This window comes from Polaromonas sp. LjRoot131, assembly GCF_964252805.1.
In the GTDB taxonomy this organism is placed as follows: Bacteria; Pseudomonadota; Gammaproteobacteria; order Burkholderiales; family Burkholderiaceae_C; genus Polaromonas.
The window spans coordinates 758,053-775,396 of sequence record NZ_CAXUPF020000002.1 but is presented as its reverse complement, the minus strand read 5'-3'; the positions used below and the strand labels follow the sequence as shown (position 1 = coordinate 775,396).

Below are 17,344 nucleotides of genomic sequence, written 5' to 3'. Positions count from 1 at the left end.
TCGGGCAACCTGCGGTGCTCGAGCCAAGCGGGGTCTGGCTAAACTCGCCTTCGGCTCAGACAACGCCAGCCCTGATCCGCTTGTCTCTGCGCTCCTCGGCCCAGCCAGGACGGGGCAATCGGGAGCGGGAACCGAAGACAGAAATACCAAGAAGACAAATACAAACAAGGACTCGCCTAGGCGAGTCCTTGTGGTTTTTGGTATTGGTATTTTGGTACCCACCCCTTGTGGATGCGCCGAGGAGCGGAGGTTCAGGCGGATCAGGGATCGCGTTGTCTGAGCCGAAGGCGAGTTTAGCGAGACCCCGCCTGAACCGAGCACCGCAGGTTGCCCGTAGCGAAGCGGAGGGACGCAGCAACCAGGGTCGCCTTTTCTTTTGCTTACTTTTCTTTTGGCGAAGCAAAAGAAAAGTGAGTTGCCGCCGGGCTACCCCCGGCCAGCCACTCTCAGCAGAGAGCGCGCAGACCGGCGCAAGACCCGGTCCTACTTCCGAAGGGCCGGCGACTCCACAAGCGCCTTGACGAGCTTGGCCAGCGCGTCATTCGAAGCCCGCACTGCCGCCAGCGAAAAGTTGCTCTTGAACTCCGAGAAGGTCGCCCCGCCCTCGCCGCTGACGCGTATCGTCTCGACCGGCTGGCCGGCGGCATCGACGATGGTGCAGACCAGCTTGACGCTGAACTGCGTGGGCGGCCAGGTGAAGGCGCCGTCGGAGGACGAGTTGGTGGTGACTTCCGGCGTGATCAGCAGGGAGACACCGCCGGCCTGCAGGGCCGCGAAGTCCTTGGGGTTCCGCACCTTGGTCACGCTGGTGAATGACTCGGACAGCGCCTTGTAAAAGCCGGGCTCGATGTCACGGTAGGGGAAGTAGCGCACCTTGTCGCCGCCGCCGCCGGGCGTGGTCACTTCCACCGAGCGCAGGGCGTCGGGGATGTGGTAGCCCACCTTTTTGGCGATGGGCTTGGCGCCGGCGGGCACGGTGACGGCCGCGAGGTCGGGGTTCATGGTGATGGGGTGCGCGCAGCCAAACAGCACAACGCAGGCCAGCGCCGAGAAAACATAGCCAACTAGTCGGTTCATGGTGGTCATCCCGGTTTAGTTGCGAATGGCTTTGACGAAATCAGGGTCGGTCACCAGCGCGGTGATCAGCGACTGCACCATCACCGGGTAGTTGTTGGCCGCCAGCGGAATGGCCACGGCGCCGGCGAAAGAGCTTTCCCATTTCTTCTCTATGCGCTTGACCTTGTCAAAGCGCACCTGGCCGTTGGCGGTCACCACAAAACGCGCCTCGATCTGCCCGGCGCTGCTGCTGAAGCCGCCCGCATCGATGTTGTTCTTGAGCAGCGTGCCGCTGATTTCAACGCCCGACTGCGGGTTGTACAGCTTGGCCAGTTCCAGTTCCTGGCGCAGCGCCTCGGCGATGTAGTCGCCGTAGTTCCTGCCGACGGGCGAGGTCATGGTATTGGCACGAATCTGGAGCGAGGCGCCGCCCTGCAGGCCGGGCGCGACACTGATGACACCGGTCTTCACGGCGGGCGCGCCCTGAATCTTCTTGAGCGTCTCGACGTTGTCGATGGACGGTGCGTAATTGGGCGCCGGGCCGGCGCAGCCGGCAAGGATGGCGGACACGGCAATACCCACGCACGCGGCTGCGCGCCTGAAATCTTGAAACATGAAAATCCCCTCTGTCTATTGGTTGTTGGAATACACGCCATCCCATTGCAAGCGGCGCTGTTACGAATATTAACGCCTCCTTGCGATTCGCAACAGTCCGTCCCCCAGGGGTGTCGTGTACCTGCAACCTAGCGGGGTGCCTTGGCCGGCCGCTTCCAGTTCGGCAGGCTGACCTGCTTGCCTCGCGCCACGCTGAGCGCCCCGGGCGGGGTGCTCTTGGTGATGGTGGAGCCGCCGCCCACCGTGCCGCCCGCGCCTATGGTGACGGGCGCTACCAGCACGCAGTTGCTGCCGATGTGCACGTCGGCCTCGATCACGGTGCGGTGCTTGTTGGCGCCGTCGTAATTCGCGGTGATGCTGCCGGCGCCGTAGTTGACGCGTTCGCCCACGGTGGCGTCGCCCAGGTAGGCCAGGTGGTTGGCCTTGGCGCCTTTGGCCAGGGTGGAGTTCTTGACCTCGACAAAATTGCCGATGTGCACCTCGGCGCCCAGCTGCGCGCCGGGGCGCAGGCGCGCGAAGGGGCCGATCAGCGCGCCCTCGCCCACCTTCACGCCGAGTTTTTCGCCGTCGATGTGGGTGAAGGGGTGGATGACGGCGCCGGCGGCGATGCTGCAGTTGGCGATCACGCAGTTGGCGCCTATGCGTACGCCCTGGCCCAGGGTGACCGCGCCTTCAAAGACGCAGTTCACGTCGATCTCGACATCCTGGCCGCAGGCCAGCGGGCCGCGCACGTCCAGGCGCGCCGGGTCGGCCAGGCGAACGCCCTGCTCCATCAGGGCGACGGCCAGCCGGCCTTGGTGGACGCGCTCGAGCTCGGCCAGCTGCACCGGGCTGTTGACGCCGGCCACCTGGGCCGCGTCCGTGATCTGGTGGGCCACCACGGCCACGCCGTCGGCCACGGCGAACTTCACGATGTCGGTGAGGTAAAACTCGCCCTGGGCGTTCTTGTTGTCGAGCCGGGCCAGCCAGGCGCGCAGGAGACGTGTGGGCACGGCCATGATGCCGCTGTAGATCTCGCGGATCTCGCGCTGGGCGGCGCTGGCGTCCTTGTGCTCGACGATGGCGCGCACCTGCGCGGAGGCTTCGGCACCGGCTCGCACGATGCGGCCGTAACCCGTCGGCTCGGCCATGCTGAGCGTGAGCAGCGCCAGGCGCTGGCCATCGCACTGGTCAATCAGTGCCTGCAAGGTGGCGGCCTGGGTCAGCGGCACGTCGCCCGAGAGCACCAGCGTGACGCCGTCGTCGGCCAGCAGGGGCAGGGCCTGCTGCACCGCGTGGCCGGTGCCGAGCTGTGGCTCCTGGCGCGCGAAGCGCAATGCCACCGGGGCAGTTGCGGCGCCCGCGGCCTCGGTAAAACGGGTGCAGGCGGCCTCGACTTCCGCCGCGCCATGGCCGGTGATGACCACTGCCTGGCGCGCCGACACCGAGGCGGCGCATTCGATGACATGCGCCAGCAAAGCTTTCCCGCCCAATCGGTGTAACACTTTAGGCAAACTGCTTTTCATCCGCGTGCCTTTGCCCGCGGCCATGATGACGACATCGATTGGGGTTGCCATGAAATTTCCTCTGGATCTTGGGGTGATGACGCACTCCCGGGCCGCCGGGGCGGGTACGGGACGCTGCACACGGATTATCGGCGGGCTGGCCATCCTGGCGCTGGCCGGGTTGCTGCAGAGCTGCAGCCTCATGAAACTCGCCTACAACCAGGCGCCCGAACTCGCCTACTGGCAGCTGGATCGCCACTTCGACTTCACCGACGCGCAAAGCCTGCAGGTCAAGGCGGACCTCGACAAACTGCAGGCCTGGCACCGCCAGACGCAGCTGCCCGGTTATATCGAGGCGCTGCAAAAACTGCAGCAGCAAATGCCTTCGGACATGGACGCCGCGGCGGCCTGCGCGATTTACACCGACGTGCGCGGCAAACTCGTGGCGCTGTCGCGGCAGGCGGAGCCGCCCATGGCGACCCTGGTGAGTTCGCTGCAGGCCGGCCAGCTGAAAACCCTGGAACGCCGCTTCGCCAAGGGCAATGACGAGTACCGCGAGGACTTCCTGGAGGCCTCGCCCAAGGCCCAGCGCGACAAGCGCTACAAGGAGGCGGTCAAGCGCGCTGAAATGCTCTACGGCGGGCTGGAGAAAAAGCAGCTGGCCGTGATCGCGCGGCGAATCGACAACTCACACTTCGATGCGACGCGCAGCTATGCCGAAAAAATCCGCCGCCAGCAGGACGCCTTGCACACGCTGCGCCCGCTGGTGGCAGGCCAGGGCACGCCCGAGAAAACCCAGGCCGCGATGCGCGGGCTGTTTGAGCGCACGCTCACCTCACCCGATGCGGCTTACCGCGACTACATGGAGAAGCTGACGCAGGACGCCTGCGCCACGCTGGCGGAGCTGCACAACAGCACGACGCCGGCGCAGCGCCACAAGGCGGTGGAGAACCTGCATCGCTACGAGCAGGATTTCAGGACTCTCAGCACGCAGAAATCCTGAGCGGGGTTTGGCGAACGGAGCTTATTGGCCAGGCGATTTGGTGTGCGAACGGCCTTCCTCTTCAGCCTTTTTCAACTCCTCCGCCTGCTGCGGCGATTCTGGCTTTGCGGCCTCGGCGTCGGACTTGACGTCGGCGTCCTTCAGGTAGGACTTGATCTTTTCCTGGTATTTGCGCGTACCTTCATAGCTGCCCTCGCCCATCTGGCCGGACGGGGCGTCGCCGGGCTTCGACTGGCGCGGCTGGAACTCGCGCGAGCCGCTGCTTTGCTGTTGCTGCCGGTCCGAGAAGCGGGGCGGTTGCTGCTGCAGCCGTGCGCCGGGGGCTTGTGCGTGGTCCATGAGCGTCTCCTGGGTGGTGTCGGGTCTCGCCAATTCACGGGCAAGGGAGCCACATTAAGACCGGGGACGGGGCGCGCCTGTCATCCGCCAAAGGGGCTTGCTGTCGGCGCCCGCCTACAGGGCTGAATCAGAGCAAGGGGACCTGCGGGGGCGGCGTATCGTAGTAATCGGCGATGCGCTCCAGCGCCCGGGTGTTCAGCAGGCGCAGCTTGCCGTCCTGGATCTCGTGCAGGCCCAGCTGGCGCAGGCGCCTGAGCGTCTTGTTGGTGTGCACCAGCGACAGCCCCAGCGCGTCGGCGATGTGCTGCTGGTTGATCGGGAATTCAATCATGCCGCCTGCGGCCATGCCCACGCGATCCAGCCGGCGGAACAAATGCATCAGCAGCATGGCCACGCGCTCGGTGGCGTTGCGCCGCCCGGCCGTCAGCAGGTGGTCGTCCACCATGCCCTCTTCGCGCGCCGCCAGCCAGGTGATGTCGTAGCCCAGGTTGGGGAAGTTGCGAAACAGCTCCCATAAACCCTCACGCGGGAACACGCAGAGGCTGGCATCGGTCACGGCCTCGATGCCGTGCATGGCGCCGTCGGCGAACTTCTGCTGCAGGCCGATGAAGTCGCCCGGCAGCAAAAAATTGAGAATCTGCCGGCGGCCGTCGCTCAAGGTCTTGTAACGAAAAGCCCAGCCCGAATACAGCGTGAAGAGTTTGCCGTTGGGTTGCTGCTCGGGAAGTATGGTGGCGCCGGCCTTCACCATCGTGGTGCCGGTGCGGAAGGTCTCGATGAACTTCAGTTCTTCGGCATTCACCGGCATGAAAGCCCGGGTCTCACGCAAACCGCAGGCATTGCAGCGCGGCGGGCAGATCGCTGAAGTTGGCGTGGGGATATTCATAAAAGACCTATCTTAGGTGCACTTGCCTGTGTCTTTTGACATTGTGCGCCCCGGCACGGGCCGCTACATTGGGCCGCAATGACAAAAATAAGCACCTCTCTGTATGAAATCCTTTACGTCAGCACCCTGGCGCCCGAAGCGCCGCTGAGCGTCGTCGGCGACATCGCCGCCAAGGCCCGCCTGGCCAATGCCGAGCGTGACATCACCGGGCTGCTGATTTTTGACGGCATGCGCTTTTGCCAGCAGTTTGAAGGCGGGCAAAAGCAGGTGCTGGCGCTGCTGGAGCGTATCCGCCAGGACAGCCGCCATATCAATATGCAGGTGCTGCACCACGGTGAACTGGCCGCGAGGCGCTTCCGGCGCTTCAGCCTGGGCTATTGCCTGGTCGAGGATGAGGATGTGCTGGAACGCATGGAGCAATTGGACGGCCAGGCCGCGCTCGACGCTTTTGTCGGGCTGCTGTCCAGCCTGGACCTGGATTCCTGACCGCGCCGGGCTTCAGCCCTGGAGCGCCTTCCACATCTCCTGGTCCCGCTCAGCCGTCCAGATGCGCGGGTTCTTGATGCCGCTGGCTTCGTCAAAGGCGCGGCTCACGTCAAACGGCAGGCAGTGCTCATAGATGAACACATGGCCGAAGACCGGGTCCATGCTTTTGCGCGTGTGGTCCATGGCGGCCTTGAGGTCCATGCCGGCGGCGGCGGCTTCCTTGCCGGCCTTGTAGAGCGTTTCGACCCAGCGTTTGGTGTAATCCAGCGCCTTGTTGACGTTGGCCGCGCCCTTCATGGCCTCGCCACGGCCCGGCACGATGGCCTCGGCCTTGAGCGCGCGCAGGGCTTCGAGTGTGGCGGGCCACTCCTCGAGTTGGGCGTCGCCGGTGTAGACGCCCGCCTCGTATTCGACCAGGTCGCCCGAGAACAGCACTTTTTCTTCTTCAATCCAGGCGATGGTGTCGCCGCGCGTATGGCCGGGGCCGGGGTGCCAGACCTGCACCTTCACGCCGCCCAGGTCCAGCACCAGCTTGCCGGGCTTTTCGCCTTTGACGGGGTTGCCGCCGTCTATCACCAGCGTCGGCCAGGTCAGGCCGGGCACGCTTTCGGCATTGCGGAACAGCCGCGGGAAGCGCTCCATCTCGCTTTGCATGTCCTGCGCACCGCGCTCGACGATGAGCTCGTAAGTGCCCCGGCTGGCGATGATCTCGGTCGCGCCCTCGGCCGCGTAGGCGCTGGCGCCGAGCACGCGCACCGCGTGGTAGTGCGTGAGCAGCACATACTTGATGGGCTTGTCGCTGACGCTGCGTATGCGCGCGATCAGGTCCTGCGCCATCGCCGGCGTGGCCGTGGCGTCGCTGACCATGATGAATTTGTCGCCGATGATGACGCCGGAATTCGGGTCGCCCTCGGCGGTATAGGCCCAGCAGTGCGCGCTGAGCTGCTCGAAGGTGATGGTCTTGTCGGTCAGGTCGGACTGGGAGGCGAAGGCTTTGGACATGGGGTTTCCTGGTGGGGCGCGGCGGAGGGCGGAACAGGGGCCGCCGCTTCTGCCGGGAATTTTACTTAAACGTAATGCATTACGAATAGTTGAATCCCAAAACCCTCACCCTTTCCCCAATGCCGGGCGCCGCTCACTCGGGTTCTATGCCCGCCGCCTTGATGATTTTTCCCCACTTGAGGGTTTCTTCCGCCTGAAACTTGCGCAGCTCTTCGGGATTGCTGGTGAAGATCTCGATGCCGCTGGACTGGTAAAAGGGCGCGGCCGAACTGCTGCGCGCGGCGCGGGCCAGCATGTCGGCGAGCTTGGCCGTCACGTCGGCCGGTGTGCCGGCGGGTGCGTAGGCGGCAAACCAGTAGGTCATCTCATAACCCTTCACGCCGGCTTCGGCGATGGTGGGCACCTCGGGCGCCAGCGGCGAGCGCTGCCGCGTGGACACACCCAGCGCCTTGAGCTTGCCGGCCTTGACCTGCGGCAGGCCGGTGGCCATGTCGGTGATCATCATGTCGATCTGGCCGCCCAGCAGGTCGGTCACGGCCGGCGGGTTGCTCTTGTAGGGAATGTTCAGGATGTAGGTGCCCGTCATCTGCTTGAACTGCTCGCCCGCGACACGGCTCGAGGAACTGCCGCTGCCGAAGGACAGCTTGCCCGGTTTGGACTTGGCGAGCTTGATGAAGTCGGCGACGCTGCTCACCGGCAGCGCCGGGTTGACCACCATGATCTGGCCGCCGCGCCCCAGGGCGGTGAGCGGCGCGAAGTCCTTGACCGGGTCATAAGGCAGCTTCTTGAACAGGTGCTCATTGGCCGACTGTGTGGTGTTGGTGGTGATGAAGACGGTATAGCCGTCGGGTTTGGCTTTCGCCGCCGCCTGGGCGCCGATAAAGCTGTTGGCGCCGGGCCGGTTGTCGACCACCACGCTGGCCTTGCTGTCGATGGTCACGGCCTGGCCCAGGGCGCGCGCCAGCTGGTCGGTGGCACTACCGGCGGCAAAAGGCACGATGAAGGTGATGGGTTTGTCGGGAAAGCCCTGGGCGAGTATCAGCCCCGGCGCGAGCGCGCTGAGCGCGGCGGCGGCGAGCACCATCGGGCGTATGCGGCTTGTGAAGTTCGGGTTTGGGGTTGAGTGGGTCATGTTGTCTCCTTTTTTAATTGAAAAACCAGTCGGTATGCGTCAGGGCCGGGCCCGCGAGCAAGGGTGCCAGGGCGGCGGGAATCGCTATCGGCAAGTCCAGCAGCCAGAAGGACAAAGCCTTGCCGTGGGTGTCCAGGTTCAGCGCATCGTTGACGCCGCCGTCGAGGACCTCGTCGAGCACAAAATTCAGCGCCGCCAGCCCCGGCAGCTCGAAGCGCTGCACGCGCGTGGGCTGTCTATGGGCAAAGCGCTGCGCCACCGCAGCCTCGGTCAGCTGCGCCAATAGCACGGGGTAAAGATCAGGGTGCCAGGCGATCACGCTGATGTTGGAGCGGTTGCCCTTGTCGCCGGTGCGGCCGTGGGCGGCGCGGTACAGCGGTACCGTGATGTGTGATTCACTCATGCGGTCACCTTCAAGGCATCCAGCATCTCAAAATGGAGCGGTACCGCCTCGCGCGGGACAAGACAGGACAGCGTATTGAGCCGCGGCGTCAGCGAGGTTCGCACGCCGCCGCCGCCGGCCGGGCCGCAGCAATACAGCGCGGTGACCTCGCGCGGCAGGCGCTCCGCCTGCGCACGGTCGGCGTGGGTGGCGGCGACACGCAGGCGCACGTCGCGCGCATCGCCGGCGGAAGATTCCGCTAGCAAATGGCCCGCGTCGTCGCCCATCACGCTGAGCGCGCCGATGAAGTCCACACGCAGCGCCAGTTCCGGCAGGCGCCGGCGCAGCACCTCGGCAGCCAGCCGGGCGCGTGCTTCAGCGCGGGGGCCGGCATAAGAAATTTCACCTTCGGCCAGCCAGCCGCCTTCATGGCAGACATTGACCTTGAGGCTGGCCGGCCGCGCATGGCCGCGCACGCCGCTCAGGGCCACGCGGTCGGGCCCGGCCAGGCTGACTTGCGCGGCGCTGATGTCGGCCACCACGTCGGGTGTCAGGTAGGCGGCCGGGTCGTGCACTTCATACAGCAGCTGCTCCTTGACGCCGGCCAGGTTGACCACGCCGCCGGTGCCCGCCGCCTTGCCGATGACACAGTGGCCCTCGCTGTCGATTTCGGCGATGGGGTAGCCCACGGCGTGAAGGTCCGGCACATTCTTGTAGCCCGGGTCGGCGAAATAGCCGCCGCAGACCTGCGCGCCGCATTCCAGCAGGTGGCCGGCCATGGTGGCGCGCGCCAGCCGGTCCCAGTCGTCGGCGCGCCAGCCGAAATGCGACATCGCCGGACCCACCGTGAGGGAAGGATCGGCCACGCGCCCGGCCACCACGATCTGCGCGCCGGCGTCCAGTGCCGCGGCGATAGCCTCGGCGCCTATGTAAGCGTTGGCGCTCACTTTGCGGATGCCGTCCATGGCGGTGCCCAGCTGCGTGCGCAGCAGCGGCTCATGCGGCGCGCCCGACAGGTCGTCGCCGGACACCACGGCGATGCGCGGCGCGGGCAAGCCCATGCCGGCGGCCATGGCCTGGATGTGGCGGGCGGCCGCCAACGGGTTGGCTGCGCCGAAGTTGCTCACGATGCGGATGTTGTGCGCCAGGCAGCGCGCCAGCACCGGCCGCAGCATGTCGTCCAGCAGCGGCTCGAAGCCGGCGTCCGGGTCGGCCCGGCGCCGCAGCTGCGCCAGCGCCAGCGTGCGTTCGGCCAGGGTTTCAAAAATCAGGAAAGCCGGCCCGCCGCGCGCGACCAGCGTGTCGACCACAGGCCCGGCGGCGTCCACACGGTCGCCGGAAAAGCCGGCGGCGCAGCCGATCAGGAGAGGAGCAGTTGTGGGTTCAGTCATGGAGCGGGCAACAGAAGCCCTGAATCTAGGCCCTGGGTATTTATTTGTAAAATCGAAACTTCTTATCCATTGATCTGGATCACAAATAAATGGCCCAGCCCAACCTTTCCCTGCGGCAGTTGCGCGCCTTCCTGGCCCTGGCCGACCAGCGCAGCTTCACGCAGGCCGCGGCCACCTGCCACCTGTCGCAGCCGGCCTTCAGCGCGCTGATCCGCACGCTGGAGGGCGAACTCAACACGCGCCTGTTCGACCGCGACACACGCAGCGTCGAATTGACGGCCGAGGGCCGCCTCTTCGCGGCCTCGGCACGCCGCCTGGTCGGCGATTTCGGCGCGGCCCTCAGCGACCTGAACGACCATGTGGAGCGCCGCAAGGGCCGCGTGCACATTGCGGCGCTGCCTTCGTTGGCGGCCGGCTGGCTGCCTGCGGTGTTCGCCGAATTCAGGAAGGCCTGGCCCGGCATAGAACTGAACCTCAGCGACCTGCTGTCGGACGCCTGCGTGGACCTGGTGCGCAGCGGCCGGGCCGACTTCGCGCTGGCCTCCACCGGCGTGAGCCACGCGGGCCTGAGCACGCGGCTGGTCTGCACCGACCGCTTCTACCTGGTGTGCCGCAAGGACCACCCGCTGGCGGCCGAGTCGGCGCCCACGCTCAAGAAATTGGCGCCCTACCCGTTCATTCATATGTCGCGCAACAGCAGCGTGCGGCAGGCGCTGGAGGCGGCGCTGCATCCGCAGCAGGCCAATACCGTGCTCGAGGTCGACCAGCTGGCGACCGCCGCGGGCATGGTCGAGGCCGGGCTGGGCATCAGCGTGGTGCCCGCGCTGACGCTGTTCCACTTTGAGCGCAAGACCCTGGTGACGCGGCCGCTGGCCGCGAGCGGCCTGACGCGCAAGATCTACCTGGTGCGCCGGCAGGAGGGCAGCCTCTCGGCGGCCGCGCAGGCTTTGCACGACCTGGTGATGGACACCATGAAGGCGCGCACGCCCTGATAACGCCAGAAGGTTGGGGCTCAGCCCGGGCGGCGCGCGCCGGACAGCCAGTCCACCGCGCTTTGCGCCAGTGATTCCAGCGGCGCATCGCCGGCCAGGGTCAGCACACCGGGCTCGGACGAGGGGTCCTGCAAGGCCTCGAACTGGCTGGCCACCAGGCTGGGCGGGTAAAAATGGTCGGCCCGCTGGCCCACACGGCGCAGTGATTCGGCCGGGCTGATGGCCAGGTGCACAAAACGCAGGCCGGCGGCGGCGGCGCGCAGGATGTCCCGGTAGCCGGCCTTGAGGGCCGAGCAGGTCAGCACCACACCCTCGGGGTGGCGCGCCAGTTCGGCGCCCAGCTGGCGCAGCCAGCCTTCGCGGTCTTCATCGGCGAGGGCGATGCCCTGCTGCATCTTGCGGATGTTGCCGGGCGGGTGGAAGTCGTCGCCCTCGACCAGCGGCAAGCCCAGCTGCGCGGCCACCAGGCGCCCGACCGCCGACTTGCCGCAGCCGGCCACCCCCATCACCACCACCCGCACGGGCGGCGCGCCGGGAAGCGTGCCGGAGGCGGGAAGCGAGCGGGTCTGGGATGCGGCGGTCATGCGCAAATTATCGCGGCGCACGGCCGCTTCGCGCGCCCATGCGTGACAGCGGACACAAAAGTGCGCTTGATCGGCCTGCCGCTGCTTTGTTATCGTCGCGGCATGGCCACACCCAAAAATGATTTTGCAAATTACTGCTGCGAGCTTTTGTCGGGCGTGGGCCCCTGCACCGCCAAACGCATGTTCGGCGGCTTCGGCATCAGCACCGGCGGCCTGACTTTCGCGCTGGTGGCCGACCTGGGTGGCGGCGAGATCCTGTGGCTCAAGGCCGATGAGGCCACGCGCGGCCTGTTCGAGGCCGAAGGCTGCGGGCGTTTCACTTACGACATGACCCGCAACGGCGTGCGTTCCGCGCACAGCCTGGGCTACTACAGCGCGCCCGAAGAGGCCATGGAGTCGGCAGGCTTGATGCTGCCCTGGGCGCGGCTGGCGCTGGACTGCGCGCTCAGGGCGCGCGCGGCCAAACCGGCCAAAAAAACCAAACCGAAAACCAAAGCCCCCGCCAAGGCCAAAACAAAACCGGCGACGAAAACCAAAGCCAAGGCGGCGCCGGCCAAAAAAAGCCGCGCATAAAAAAACCCGCAGCCTTGCGGCCGCGGGTTCAAAGCTCCCTTGCGGAAGGAGCCACTGACTAGAACGGTAAATCGAAACTAAACGAGGTTGGACATGGCCAGCACGTTGTAGTTATGCGGATGGCGGCGCTGATCGTCCTTGTAAGCGTCAAAGTCGTGGCCGGCCGCCATGGGGCGGGCGCGGGCGGTGAGAAAAACCATGGCCAGCGGCGTCAGCAGCGCTGCAACAGCGGCTGCCGCACCCAGAACCAGGCCGCGGGCCAGGCGCCCCAGGGCACCGGTGGCCAGGCCGAAGGCGGCGCGCAGGTCGCTCAGCGGTTGCAGCACGCCAACGCGCCAGCCGGCCGGCTCAGCGGCGGCTTGCGCCACGGGGGCGCAGGCTGCGCTGGGCTCCCAGCTGAAATAAGCCGATGCGGCATGGCCCGAACTGAAGGACTCCATCACCAGCGACTCACCGGCCTTGAGCGTCAGGCTCTCGCCCCGGCTCAGGAAATGGTCGCCGGCGCGCACCTGGGCGTCCTGGCTGGCGGAGTCGAAGGTGGCCCAGACCCGGCCATGCGCAATTCGCAACACACCGGCCTGGGTGGCGTGCAAGGTCAGGGCCCGTCCCGCACCCAGCTTCCAGAAGCCCGCCAACCCGTCAACCTGGCCGGTGGTGGCATCGGTAGCCTGTTGCAAAAAGCGGTCGCCTGCGTGAGAAGCTGAGTGTTCCATGATGTTCTCCAAAAAAGGCACAAAGTGAGTGATGAGGGTTGAATCATCTCGCGGCGGACTTGCGCGGTCCAATGAAATCGCGGTAAGCTATTCATTCCATAATCGCATCAATCAATCAGGCTCAAATTGCCCTGATTACCTGGAACTGTCATGCTGCATTCACAAACACACCTGCGTTCCCGGCCGATTTCCGCCGGCCAGCTGCGGGCTTTCGAGGCGGTGGCCCGCCACCTGAACTTCCGCGCCGCCTCCGAAGAACTGGCCCTGACCCAGTCGGCCGTGAGCCGCCAGATCCAGGGCCTGGAGGAGGACGTGGGCGTGAGCCTCTTTCACCGCCACACCCGGGCCGTGGAGCTGACCACCGCCGGCGGCATCCTGCTGCGGGCCGTCACGCCCTCGCTGGAGCGCATCGACAACGCTGTGCGGCAGATACGCCAGACGGCAGGGCGCAAGAGCGTGTCGCTGACCACCTTCGCCTCCTTCGCCTCGATGTGGCTGATCCCCCGGCTCGAGGGATTCCAGCGCGACAACCCCGACATCGACATCCGGATTGATGCGTCCGACGTCGCGGTGGACCTGGACATTTCGGACCTGGACCTGGCCCTGCGCTACGCCCCGGCCAGCCATATGCCGCCGAACGCGATACGGCTTTTCGGCGAGCAGATCACGCCCGTCATCAGCCCCTGGCTGCTTAAAAGCGGGCCGCGCCTGAAGAAACCCGACGACCTGGCGCAGTTCACCCTGATCGAGGCCGGCGACGCCCACCAGACCCACCTCGAATGGCTGACCTGGCGGCGCTGGCTGGACGAGCACGCCAGCCCCAAGCTGGAGGCCAAGCGCTGGCTGTACTTCAATTACGCCTACCAGATGGTGCAGGCGACGCTGACGGGCCAAGGCGTGGTGCTGGCGCGGCTGCCGCTGATCGCCGAGAGCCTGGCCTCGGGCGACCTGGTCGAGCCCCTGCCGCAGACGCGCATGGAGTCGCCCATGAGTTACTGGCTGATCGTCGGCCCGCGCAACGTGGCCAGGCCCGAGGTGGTGGCCTTCTGCGACTGGCTCAAAACCCAGGCCGCGCTGACGCGCGAAGCGATTGGGGATGTGCCGGATCCGGATACCGTCGACTCTTTGGATTGAACCCGAAATGCGCTTCCTCACCTTCCTCAAGACTGGCGTCGAGGTACTACACCTGGGCGGCCAGCATTGGCAAAGCAACGCCTGGCCAATCGATCATTGGAAGGCCAACCCTGGTCGCTGGCGCCTTTTCACCCCAGCGATCGATGCGTTCCTTAACGAAGACCTTATGCCCAGGGACTTCGGAACATCCATTGAGCAATTCCTCCTGATCCTGGAGGTTGCCGACTTCAAGGCGTGGGGCGAAGGGGTGGCCTTCACAGGGCCTGACGGATTCACTCGGTACAAGCACAAGACACGGGAAGTCTGGAGCGTAGGCCGAATAAACTGGCCTGAAGTCCAGCATCTGCCAGCCCGACTGCAACTACTTGCCTTCGGGCAAGCCTTGCAGGCCGCCATTGCGAACGTCGCGGTTGCTAAACGCAAGCCGAAGGATTTCGCTACGGAGGCATTCGGTTCGGCGGTAGCCGCCAGGCTTGCCTCGGCGAAGGTCTCACAACTTTCTCATCGAGTTCATGCGCAGCACAGCGAGACCTGACCCTTCCATCGAAAGGCCTCTCATGCCAAACCTTAAATCCTCTCGAAAGGAATCCGTGCGTGTTCAAGTCGTGTCCGCTGAAGACGAATACTGGACTGCAGTGCAGCGGCTGAAGGGAACGTTCGAGTTCTTCGAGGAGCAAGGTGATGCCCACGGGCATATTGACGGCGATTTGCAGGACGCGATCGAGGCAGTGTTGGTGCCTCTGGCCGGATCATGGGAACGCTCTGACGTGTGGTTTCACAATCAAGACTTCTACGGGAACGGCGTTCGCTCCCTCACCTTTCGTGCGGTCGACTTCCCTTGGCTCAGCGTAGTTTCATTGCAGAAGTTATTGGTGGGTGATGCAGCCCGATTCTGCATCTCCGTAGTGCTTTTCGATACGCTCGAGGTGGGCAGCAAATGGGTGAGTTCAGTGGCAATCCTGCAGGACCAACTGGTTGTCACTCCCAGCGCTCTTGAAATGCTGAGGAAGCATTTCGGAGTCGAAACTTGACTTTATCGGTAAACACGGACGCTTCGGTCTCAGTCAACAGGGAGCCGGCTTGCCAGCCCTCCGCCAAAATCTGGCACCTCAGCCTGAACGGAACCCAGCTCAGGCAGCGCCGCGTTTGAGCAAACGCCCGGCGCGCGCCTGCACCTTGGCGTTCGCCGCATCGACATCACCGGCCACATAGGCCAGCTCGCCGTTCACAAACACTTTCTCGATGCCTTCGGACACCGCAATCGGGTCCTGGTAGGTCGCCACGTCGCGCACGCGGGCCGGGTCCAGCACGACGACGTCGGCGTGCCAGCCGGGCTGCAGCTGGCCGCGCTGGTGCAGGCGGAAGTTACGCGCCGACAGGCCGGTCATCTTGTGGATCGCGGTTTCGAGTGAGAAGAGGTTTTGCTCGCGGCAGTAGCGTGCCAGCACACGCGGAAAAGCGCCCCAGAGGCGCGGGTGCGGATGCTTGTCGTGCGGCAAGCCGTCGGAGCCGATCATGGACAGGGGATGCGCCATGACGCGCTTGACGTCGTCCTCGTGCATCTGGAAATAACAGGCGCCCCCCGGCTGCAGGCGGCGGCAGGCGGCCTTCTGGTCGACGCCCCATTCCTCGGCAATCGAGGCCAGCGTACGGCCCATCATTTCGGGGTGGGGAGTGGACCAGCTCAGGAGGACATCGATCACGCCGTCCACCAGGTCTTCCCGCAGCACGGTCGAGCCGGCCACGTAGGGATAGACGTCCATCGCGATGTCCTGGCGCTGCGCAAAGGTGTCGATCAGCGGCAGCGTCTCGCGCGTGCGGCCCCAGTTGGCCGGTCCGGCGCATTTGTGGTGCGAGATCACCAGCGGCACGCCGGCCTCGAAGGCGCAATCGCCGGCCTCGTGCATGGCCTCCAGGATGTCGGCCATTTCCGAGCGCATATGCGTGGCATAGATGCCGCCGTAACGGGCCACCACCCGCGCCAGCGCGGTCACCTCGGCTGCCGGCGCCGGCATGGCTTCGGCATAGAACAGCCCTGACGAAAGACCGATCGCGCCCTGAACCATGCACGTCTCGAGCATGCCGCACATGGCCGCGACTTCATCAGCGCTGGCGGCTCGGCTGAGATCACCGACGCAGGCATAGCGCAGCGTGGTGTGGCCGATCAGCGGCGCCACGTTGACGGCCGGCTGCGCCTCGGCTACCGCCTGCGCATACGCGTCCACCGAAGGGTACTTGAACGAATTGCCCAGCAGGGTCAGGGCGCCCTGGGGCTGGTCGACGACGAAGGGCGCGACCGACAGGCCGCAGTTGCCGGTGACCACCGTGGTGATCCCCTGCGACAGCTTGGGGAACATCCCCGGTGCATTCAGCACGATGGCGTCGTCGTGCGTGTGCACGTCGATGAAGCCGGGGGCGATGGCCAGGCCGGTGCAGTCGTGCACCTGGACATCGGCGAGGGCCAGTCCGTCCGGCAGGCGGTGGCGAAGGCCCGGGCCGACGGCCGCGATGCGGTCGTCCACCAGCAGCAGGTCGCCGGCTTGGGCGGGCGCGCCGGTGCCGTTCACCAGCAGGCCGTTTTCCAGAAGGGTGGCGCGGGTCATCGCACTTTTCCGATCGCGGGCTTGGCGCTTTCGTCCCAGTCCAGCCGGGGATGGTGGTGCATGTCCACACCGCGCGTCTCCAGCGTGCGCTGGATGTTCGCCAGCCGGTCCACCGCCTTGTCGCCCAGCCGCTGCGCCACGAGCACGGTGAGGATTTCGATCACCGTCAGGTGCGCCAGGTAGGCCTCCGGGCCCACCGGCATCACCGGGTCGGGCGCGACCTCCACACCCAGCACGATGTCGGCCATCGCCGCCAGCTGGGAGCCGGGCTGCGTCAGCGCGATGATGGTGGCGCCCTGCGAGCGCGCCACGTCCACCGCCTCCAGCAAAGAGGGCATGCCGCCGACGTGGGTGACGGCCATGACCACGCCGCGCGGGCCTATGGTGGCGGCTGAGATCAGTTGCAGGTGCGGGTCCAGGTAGCTGCTGGCGGCCAGGCCCATGCGGAACAAGCGCGCCTGCAAGTCCGAGGCCATGAAGTTGGAGGTAACGCCAACACCGTAGCAGTCGACCCGGCTGCCGGCAACGATGGCGTCGGCCGCTGCCTGCGTGGCTTCCACGCTGAGCTGGGCCTGCACGCTGTTGATCACGATGGCGGCGCCGCGGGTGACCTTCGTGATCACCTGGCGGGTGTCGTCGTCGAGGCGCACGCGCCGGTTCAGCGGCGAGCCGCCCACGGCCATTTCCTGCGCCAGCGCGAGCTTGAATTCGCGCAGGCCGGGGTAGCCCAGGTCACGGCAGGTGCGCATGATGGTGGGCACCGAGCTGCCGGCGCGCTGCGCGAGCTGCTCAAAACTTTCATCCAGCACACGCTGGGGGTCCTGCAGGATCAACTCCAGCACGCTGCGCCTGGACGTAGGAGCGCTGGCGATGTTGTCGGCGATTTTGGCAAGAACTTGAGAGGTCATGAGGACTTTGGTTGCGGCGCGCGCAAAGCTGCGCGGCCCATTACAGCAAGGAGGTCGAACA

Annotated in this window: 20 protein-coding genes; 7 read left to right on the top strand and 13 right to left on the bottom strand. The window is 65.9% G+C overall.

The features are described 5' to 3' along the window. Nucleotides 1-483: 483 nt before the first annotated feature. The 3 genes from ACSQ27_RS14190 to glmU all read right to left on the bottom strand — a co-directional run bounded on the left by ACSQ27_RS14190 (nucleotide 484) and on the right by glmU (nucleotide 3,227). Nucleotides 484-1,077, bottom strand: a complete 594-nt coding sequence (locus tag ACSQ27_RS14190; RefSeq protein ID WP_436156126.1) for a hypothetical protein — start codon at nucleotides 1,075-1,077, stop codon at nucleotides 484-486. 15 nt (nucleotides 1,078-1,092) lie between these two features. Next, nucleotides 1,093-1,671, bottom strand: coding sequence for a hypothetical protein (locus ACSQ27_RS14185; RefSeq protein WP_436156125.1), 579 nt, complete (start codon nucleotides 1,669-1,671; stop codon nucleotides 1,093-1,095). A 128-nt stretch (nucleotides 1,672-1,799) separates the two neighbouring features. After that, nucleotides 1,800-3,227 carry a bifunctional UDP-N-acetylglucosamine diphosphorylase/glucosamine-1-phosphate N-acetyltransferase GlmU gene (glmU, locus tag ACSQ27_RS14180; protein ID WP_436156124.1) on the bottom strand — a complete coding sequence of 476 codons (1,428 nt, stop codon included), beginning with the start codon at nucleotides 3,225-3,227 and terminating at the stop codon, nucleotides 1,800-1,802. Between glmU and ACSQ27_RS14175 the strand changes: the two genes are divergently transcribed. After that, nucleotides 3,226-4,158, top strand: coding sequence for a DUF6279 family lipoprotein (locus ACSQ27_RS14175; protein WP_436156123.1), 933 nt, complete (start codon nucleotides 3,226-3,228; stop codon nucleotides 4,156-4,158). The genes glmU and ACSQ27_RS14175 overlap by 2 nt on opposite strands. Before the next feature lie 21 nt (nucleotides 4,159-4,179). Here the strand turns inward: ACSQ27_RS14175 and ACSQ27_RS14170 are convergent, their stop codons facing one another. Together ACSQ27_RS14170 and ACSQ27_RS14165 are read right to left on the bottom strand one after the other, a co-directional pair. Beyond that, complete coding sequence (locus tag ACSQ27_RS14170; protein WP_436156122.1) at nucleotides 4,180-4,497, bottom strand: hypothetical protein; 318 nt, start codon at nucleotides 4,495-4,497, stop codon at nucleotides 4,180-4,182. Nucleotides 4,498-4,624: 127 nt separating this feature from the next. Beyond that, complete coding sequence (locus ACSQ27_RS14165) at nucleotides 4,625-5,383, bottom strand: Crp/Fnr family transcriptional regulator (protein ID WP_436156121.1); 759 nt, start codon at nucleotides 5,381-5,383, stop codon at nucleotides 4,625-4,627. Between the two features lie 78 nt (nucleotides 5,384-5,461). On the opposite strand from ACSQ27_RS14165, the gene ACSQ27_RS14160 reads away from it, so the two are divergent. Continuing rightward, complete coding sequence (locus ACSQ27_RS14160; RefSeq protein ID WP_436156120.1) at nucleotides 5,462-5,869, top strand: BLUF domain-containing protein; 408 nt, start codon at nucleotides 5,462-5,464, stop codon at nucleotides 5,867-5,869. Nucleotides 5,870-5,881: 12 nt separating this feature from the next. Here ACSQ27_RS14160 and ACSQ27_RS14155 read toward each other — a convergent pair whose 3' ends face one another. From ACSQ27_RS14155 to ACSQ27_RS14140, 4 genes are all read right to left on the bottom strand, one after another. Further along, nucleotides 5,882-6,871 (bottom strand): MBL fold metallo-hydrolase, encoded by a 990-nt coding sequence (locus tag ACSQ27_RS14155; protein ID WP_436156119.1) that lies wholly within the window; start codon nucleotides 6,869-6,871, stop codon nucleotides 5,882-5,884. A 133-nt stretch (nucleotides 6,872-7,004) separates the two neighbouring features. After that, the gene (locus tag ACSQ27_RS14150; RefSeq protein WP_436156118.1) at nucleotides 7,005-8,003 is read right to left on the bottom strand and encodes a Bug family tripartite tricarboxylate transporter substrate binding protein; all 999 of its coding nucleotides are present in this window, start codon (nucleotides 8,001-8,003) and stop codon (nucleotides 7,005-7,007) included. A 13-nt stretch (nucleotides 8,004-8,016) separates the two neighbouring features. Beyond that, the gene (locus ACSQ27_RS14145) at nucleotides 8,017-8,406 is read right to left on the bottom strand and encodes an AtuA-related protein (protein ID WP_436156117.1); all 390 of its coding nucleotides are present in this window, start codon (nucleotides 8,404-8,406) and stop codon (nucleotides 8,017-8,019) included. Beyond that, entirely contained in the window at nucleotides 8,403-9,776 is a 1,374-nt protein-coding gene (locus tag ACSQ27_RS14140) for an acyclic terpene utilization AtuA family protein (protein WP_436156116.1), read from the bottom strand. Before ACSQ27_RS14140 ends, ACSQ27_RS14145 begins: the two co-directional genes overlap by 4 nt. Before the next feature lie 89 nt (nucleotides 9,777-9,865). Between ACSQ27_RS14140 and ACSQ27_RS14135 the strand changes: the two genes are divergently transcribed. Continuing rightward, complete coding sequence (locus ACSQ27_RS14135; RefSeq protein ID WP_436156115.1) at nucleotides 9,866-10,768, top strand: LysR family transcriptional regulator; 903 nt, start codon at nucleotides 9,866-9,868, stop codon at nucleotides 10,766-10,768. Nucleotides 10,769-10,788: 20 nt separating this feature from the next. Here ACSQ27_RS14135 and ACSQ27_RS14130 read toward each other — a convergent pair whose 3' ends face one another. Then, on the bottom strand, nucleotides 10,789-11,352 hold the full coding sequence (locus ACSQ27_RS14130) for a gluconokinase (protein ID WP_436156114.1): 564 nt from the start codon (nucleotides 11,350-11,352) through the stop codon (nucleotides 10,789-10,791). 102 nt (nucleotides 11,353-11,454) lie between these two features. Between ACSQ27_RS14130 and ACSQ27_RS14125 the strand changes: the two genes are divergently transcribed. Then, complete coding sequence (locus ACSQ27_RS14125) at nucleotides 11,455-11,925, top strand: TfoX/Sxy family protein (RefSeq protein WP_436156113.1); 471 nt, start codon at nucleotides 11,455-11,457, stop codon at nucleotides 11,923-11,925. A 77-nt stretch (nucleotides 11,926-12,002) separates the two neighbouring features. On the opposite strand, the gene ACSQ27_RS14120 is transcribed toward ACSQ27_RS14125, so the two are convergent. After that, nucleotides 12,003-12,638, bottom strand: a complete 636-nt coding sequence (locus ACSQ27_RS14120) for a DUF2917 domain-containing protein (RefSeq protein ID WP_436156112.1) — start codon at nucleotides 12,636-12,638, stop codon at nucleotides 12,003-12,005. 150 nt (nucleotides 12,639-12,788) lie between these two features. On the opposite strand from ACSQ27_RS14120, the gene ACSQ27_RS14115 reads away from it, so the two are divergent. Genes ACSQ27_RS14115 through ACSQ27_RS14105 form a run of 3 tightly spaced genes read left to right on the top strand, consistent with a single transcriptional unit; the run spans nucleotide 12,789 to nucleotide 14,803 of the window. Next, nucleotides 12,789-13,772, top strand: a complete 984-nt coding sequence (locus ACSQ27_RS14115; protein WP_436156111.1) for a LysR substrate-binding domain-containing protein — start codon at nucleotides 12,789-12,791, stop codon at nucleotides 13,770-13,772. A 7-nt stretch (nucleotides 13,773-13,779) separates the two neighbouring features. After that, entirely contained in the window at nucleotides 13,780-14,307 is a 528-nt protein-coding gene (locus tag ACSQ27_RS14110; RefSeq protein WP_436156110.1) for a hypothetical protein, read from the top strand. A 22-nt stretch (nucleotides 14,308-14,329) separates the two neighbouring features. Then, nucleotides 14,330-14,803: a hypothetical protein gene (locus tag ACSQ27_RS14105; RefSeq protein ID WP_436156109.1), complete on the top strand. Its 474-nt coding sequence runs from the start codon at nucleotides 14,330-14,332 to the stop codon at nucleotides 14,801-14,803. A 99-nt stretch (nucleotides 14,804-14,902) separates the two neighbouring features. Here the strand turns inward: ACSQ27_RS14105 and ACSQ27_RS14100 are convergent, their stop codons facing one another. Further along, nucleotides 14,903-16,375: an N-acyl-D-amino-acid deacylase family protein gene (locus ACSQ27_RS14100; RefSeq protein WP_436156108.1), complete on the bottom strand. Its 1,473-nt coding sequence runs from the start codon at nucleotides 16,373-16,375 to the stop codon at nucleotides 14,903-14,905. Further along, entirely contained in the window at nucleotides 16,372-17,283 is a 912-nt protein-coding gene (locus tag ACSQ27_RS14095) for a MurR/RpiR family transcriptional regulator (RefSeq protein ID WP_436156107.1), read from the bottom strand. Before ACSQ27_RS14095 ends, ACSQ27_RS14100 begins: the two co-directional genes overlap by 4 nt. Nucleotides 17,284-17,344: the final 61 nt, after the last annotated feature.

Excerpts from the sequence above, each read along its gene's own strand:
- ACSQ27_RS14140 (WP_436156116.1), bottom strand. The coding sequence starts at position 9,776 with ATGACTGAACCCACAACTGCTCCTCTCCTGATCGGCTGCGCCGCCGGC.
- ACSQ27_RS14130 (WP_436156114.1), bottom strand. The coding sequence starts at position 11,352 with ATGACCGCCGCATCCCAGACCCGCTCGCTTCCCGCCTCCGGCACGCTT.
- ACSQ27_RS14150 (WP_436156118.1), bottom strand. The coding sequence starts at position 8,003 with ATGACCCACTCAACCCCAAACCCGAACTTCACAAGCCGCATACGCCCG.
- ACSQ27_RS14115 (WP_436156111.1), top strand. The coding sequence starts at position 12,789 with ATGCTGCATTCACAAACACACCTGCGTTCCCGGCCGATTTCCGCCGGC.
- ACSQ27_RS14095 (WP_436156107.1), bottom strand. The coding sequence starts at position 17,283 with ATGACCTCTCAAGTTCTTGCCAAAATCGCCGACAACATCGCCAGCGCT.
- ACSQ27_RS14145 (WP_436156117.1), bottom strand. The coding sequence starts at position 8,406 with ATGAGTGAATCACACATCACGGTACCGCTGTACCGCGCCGCCCACGGC.
- ACSQ27_RS14175 (WP_436156123.1), top strand. The coding sequence starts at position 3,226 with ATGAAATTTCCTCTGGATCTTGGGGTGATGACGCACTCCCGGGCCGCC.
- ACSQ27_RS14125 (WP_436156113.1), top strand. The coding sequence starts at position 11,455 with ATGGCCACACCCAAAAATGATTTTGCAAATTACTGCTGCGAGCTTTTG.
- ACSQ27_RS14110 (WP_436156110.1), top strand. The coding sequence starts at position 13,780 with ATGCGCTTCCTCACCTTCCTCAAGACTGGCGTCGAGGTACTACACCTG.
- ACSQ27_RS14100 (WP_436156108.1), bottom strand. The coding sequence starts at position 16,375 with ATGACCCGCGCCACCCTTCTGGAAAACGGCCTGCTGGTGAACGGCACC.
- ACSQ27_RS14120 (WP_436156112.1), bottom strand. The coding sequence starts at position 12,638 with ATGGAACACTCAGCTTCTCACGCAGGCGACCGCTTTTTGCAACAGGCT.
- ACSQ27_RS14185 (WP_436156125.1), bottom strand. The coding sequence starts at position 1,671 with ATGTTTCAAGATTTCAGGCGCGCAGCCGCGTGCGTGGGTATTGCCGTG.
- ACSQ27_RS14165 (WP_436156121.1), bottom strand. The coding sequence starts at position 5,383 with ATGAATATCCCCACGCCAACTTCAGCGATCTGCCCGCCGCGCTGCAAT.
- glmU (WP_436156124.1), bottom strand. The coding sequence starts at position 3,227 with ATGGCAACCCCAATCGATGTCGTCATCATGGCCGCGGGCAAAGGCACG.
- ACSQ27_RS14190 (WP_436156126.1), bottom strand. The coding sequence starts at position 1,077 with ATGAACCGACTAGTTGGCTATGTTTTCTCGGCGCTGGCCTGCGTTGTG.
- ACSQ27_RS14155 (WP_436156119.1), bottom strand. The coding sequence starts at position 6,871 with ATGTCCAAAGCCTTCGCCTCCCAGTCCGACCTGACCGACAAGACCATC.
- ACSQ27_RS14135 (WP_436156115.1), top strand. The coding sequence starts at position 9,866 with ATGGCCCAGCCCAACCTTTCCCTGCGGCAGTTGCGCGCCTTCCTGGCC.
- ACSQ27_RS14105 (WP_436156109.1), top strand. The coding sequence starts at position 14,330 with ATGCCAAACCTTAAATCCTCTCGAAAGGAATCCGTGCGTGTTCAAGTC.
- ACSQ27_RS14170 (WP_436156122.1), bottom strand. The coding sequence starts at position 4,497 with ATGGACCACGCACAAGCCCCCGGCGCACGGCTGCAGCAGCAACCGCCC.
- ACSQ27_RS14160 (WP_436156120.1), top strand. The coding sequence starts at position 5,462 with ATGACAAAAATAAGCACCTCTCTGTATGAAATCCTTTACGTCAGCACC.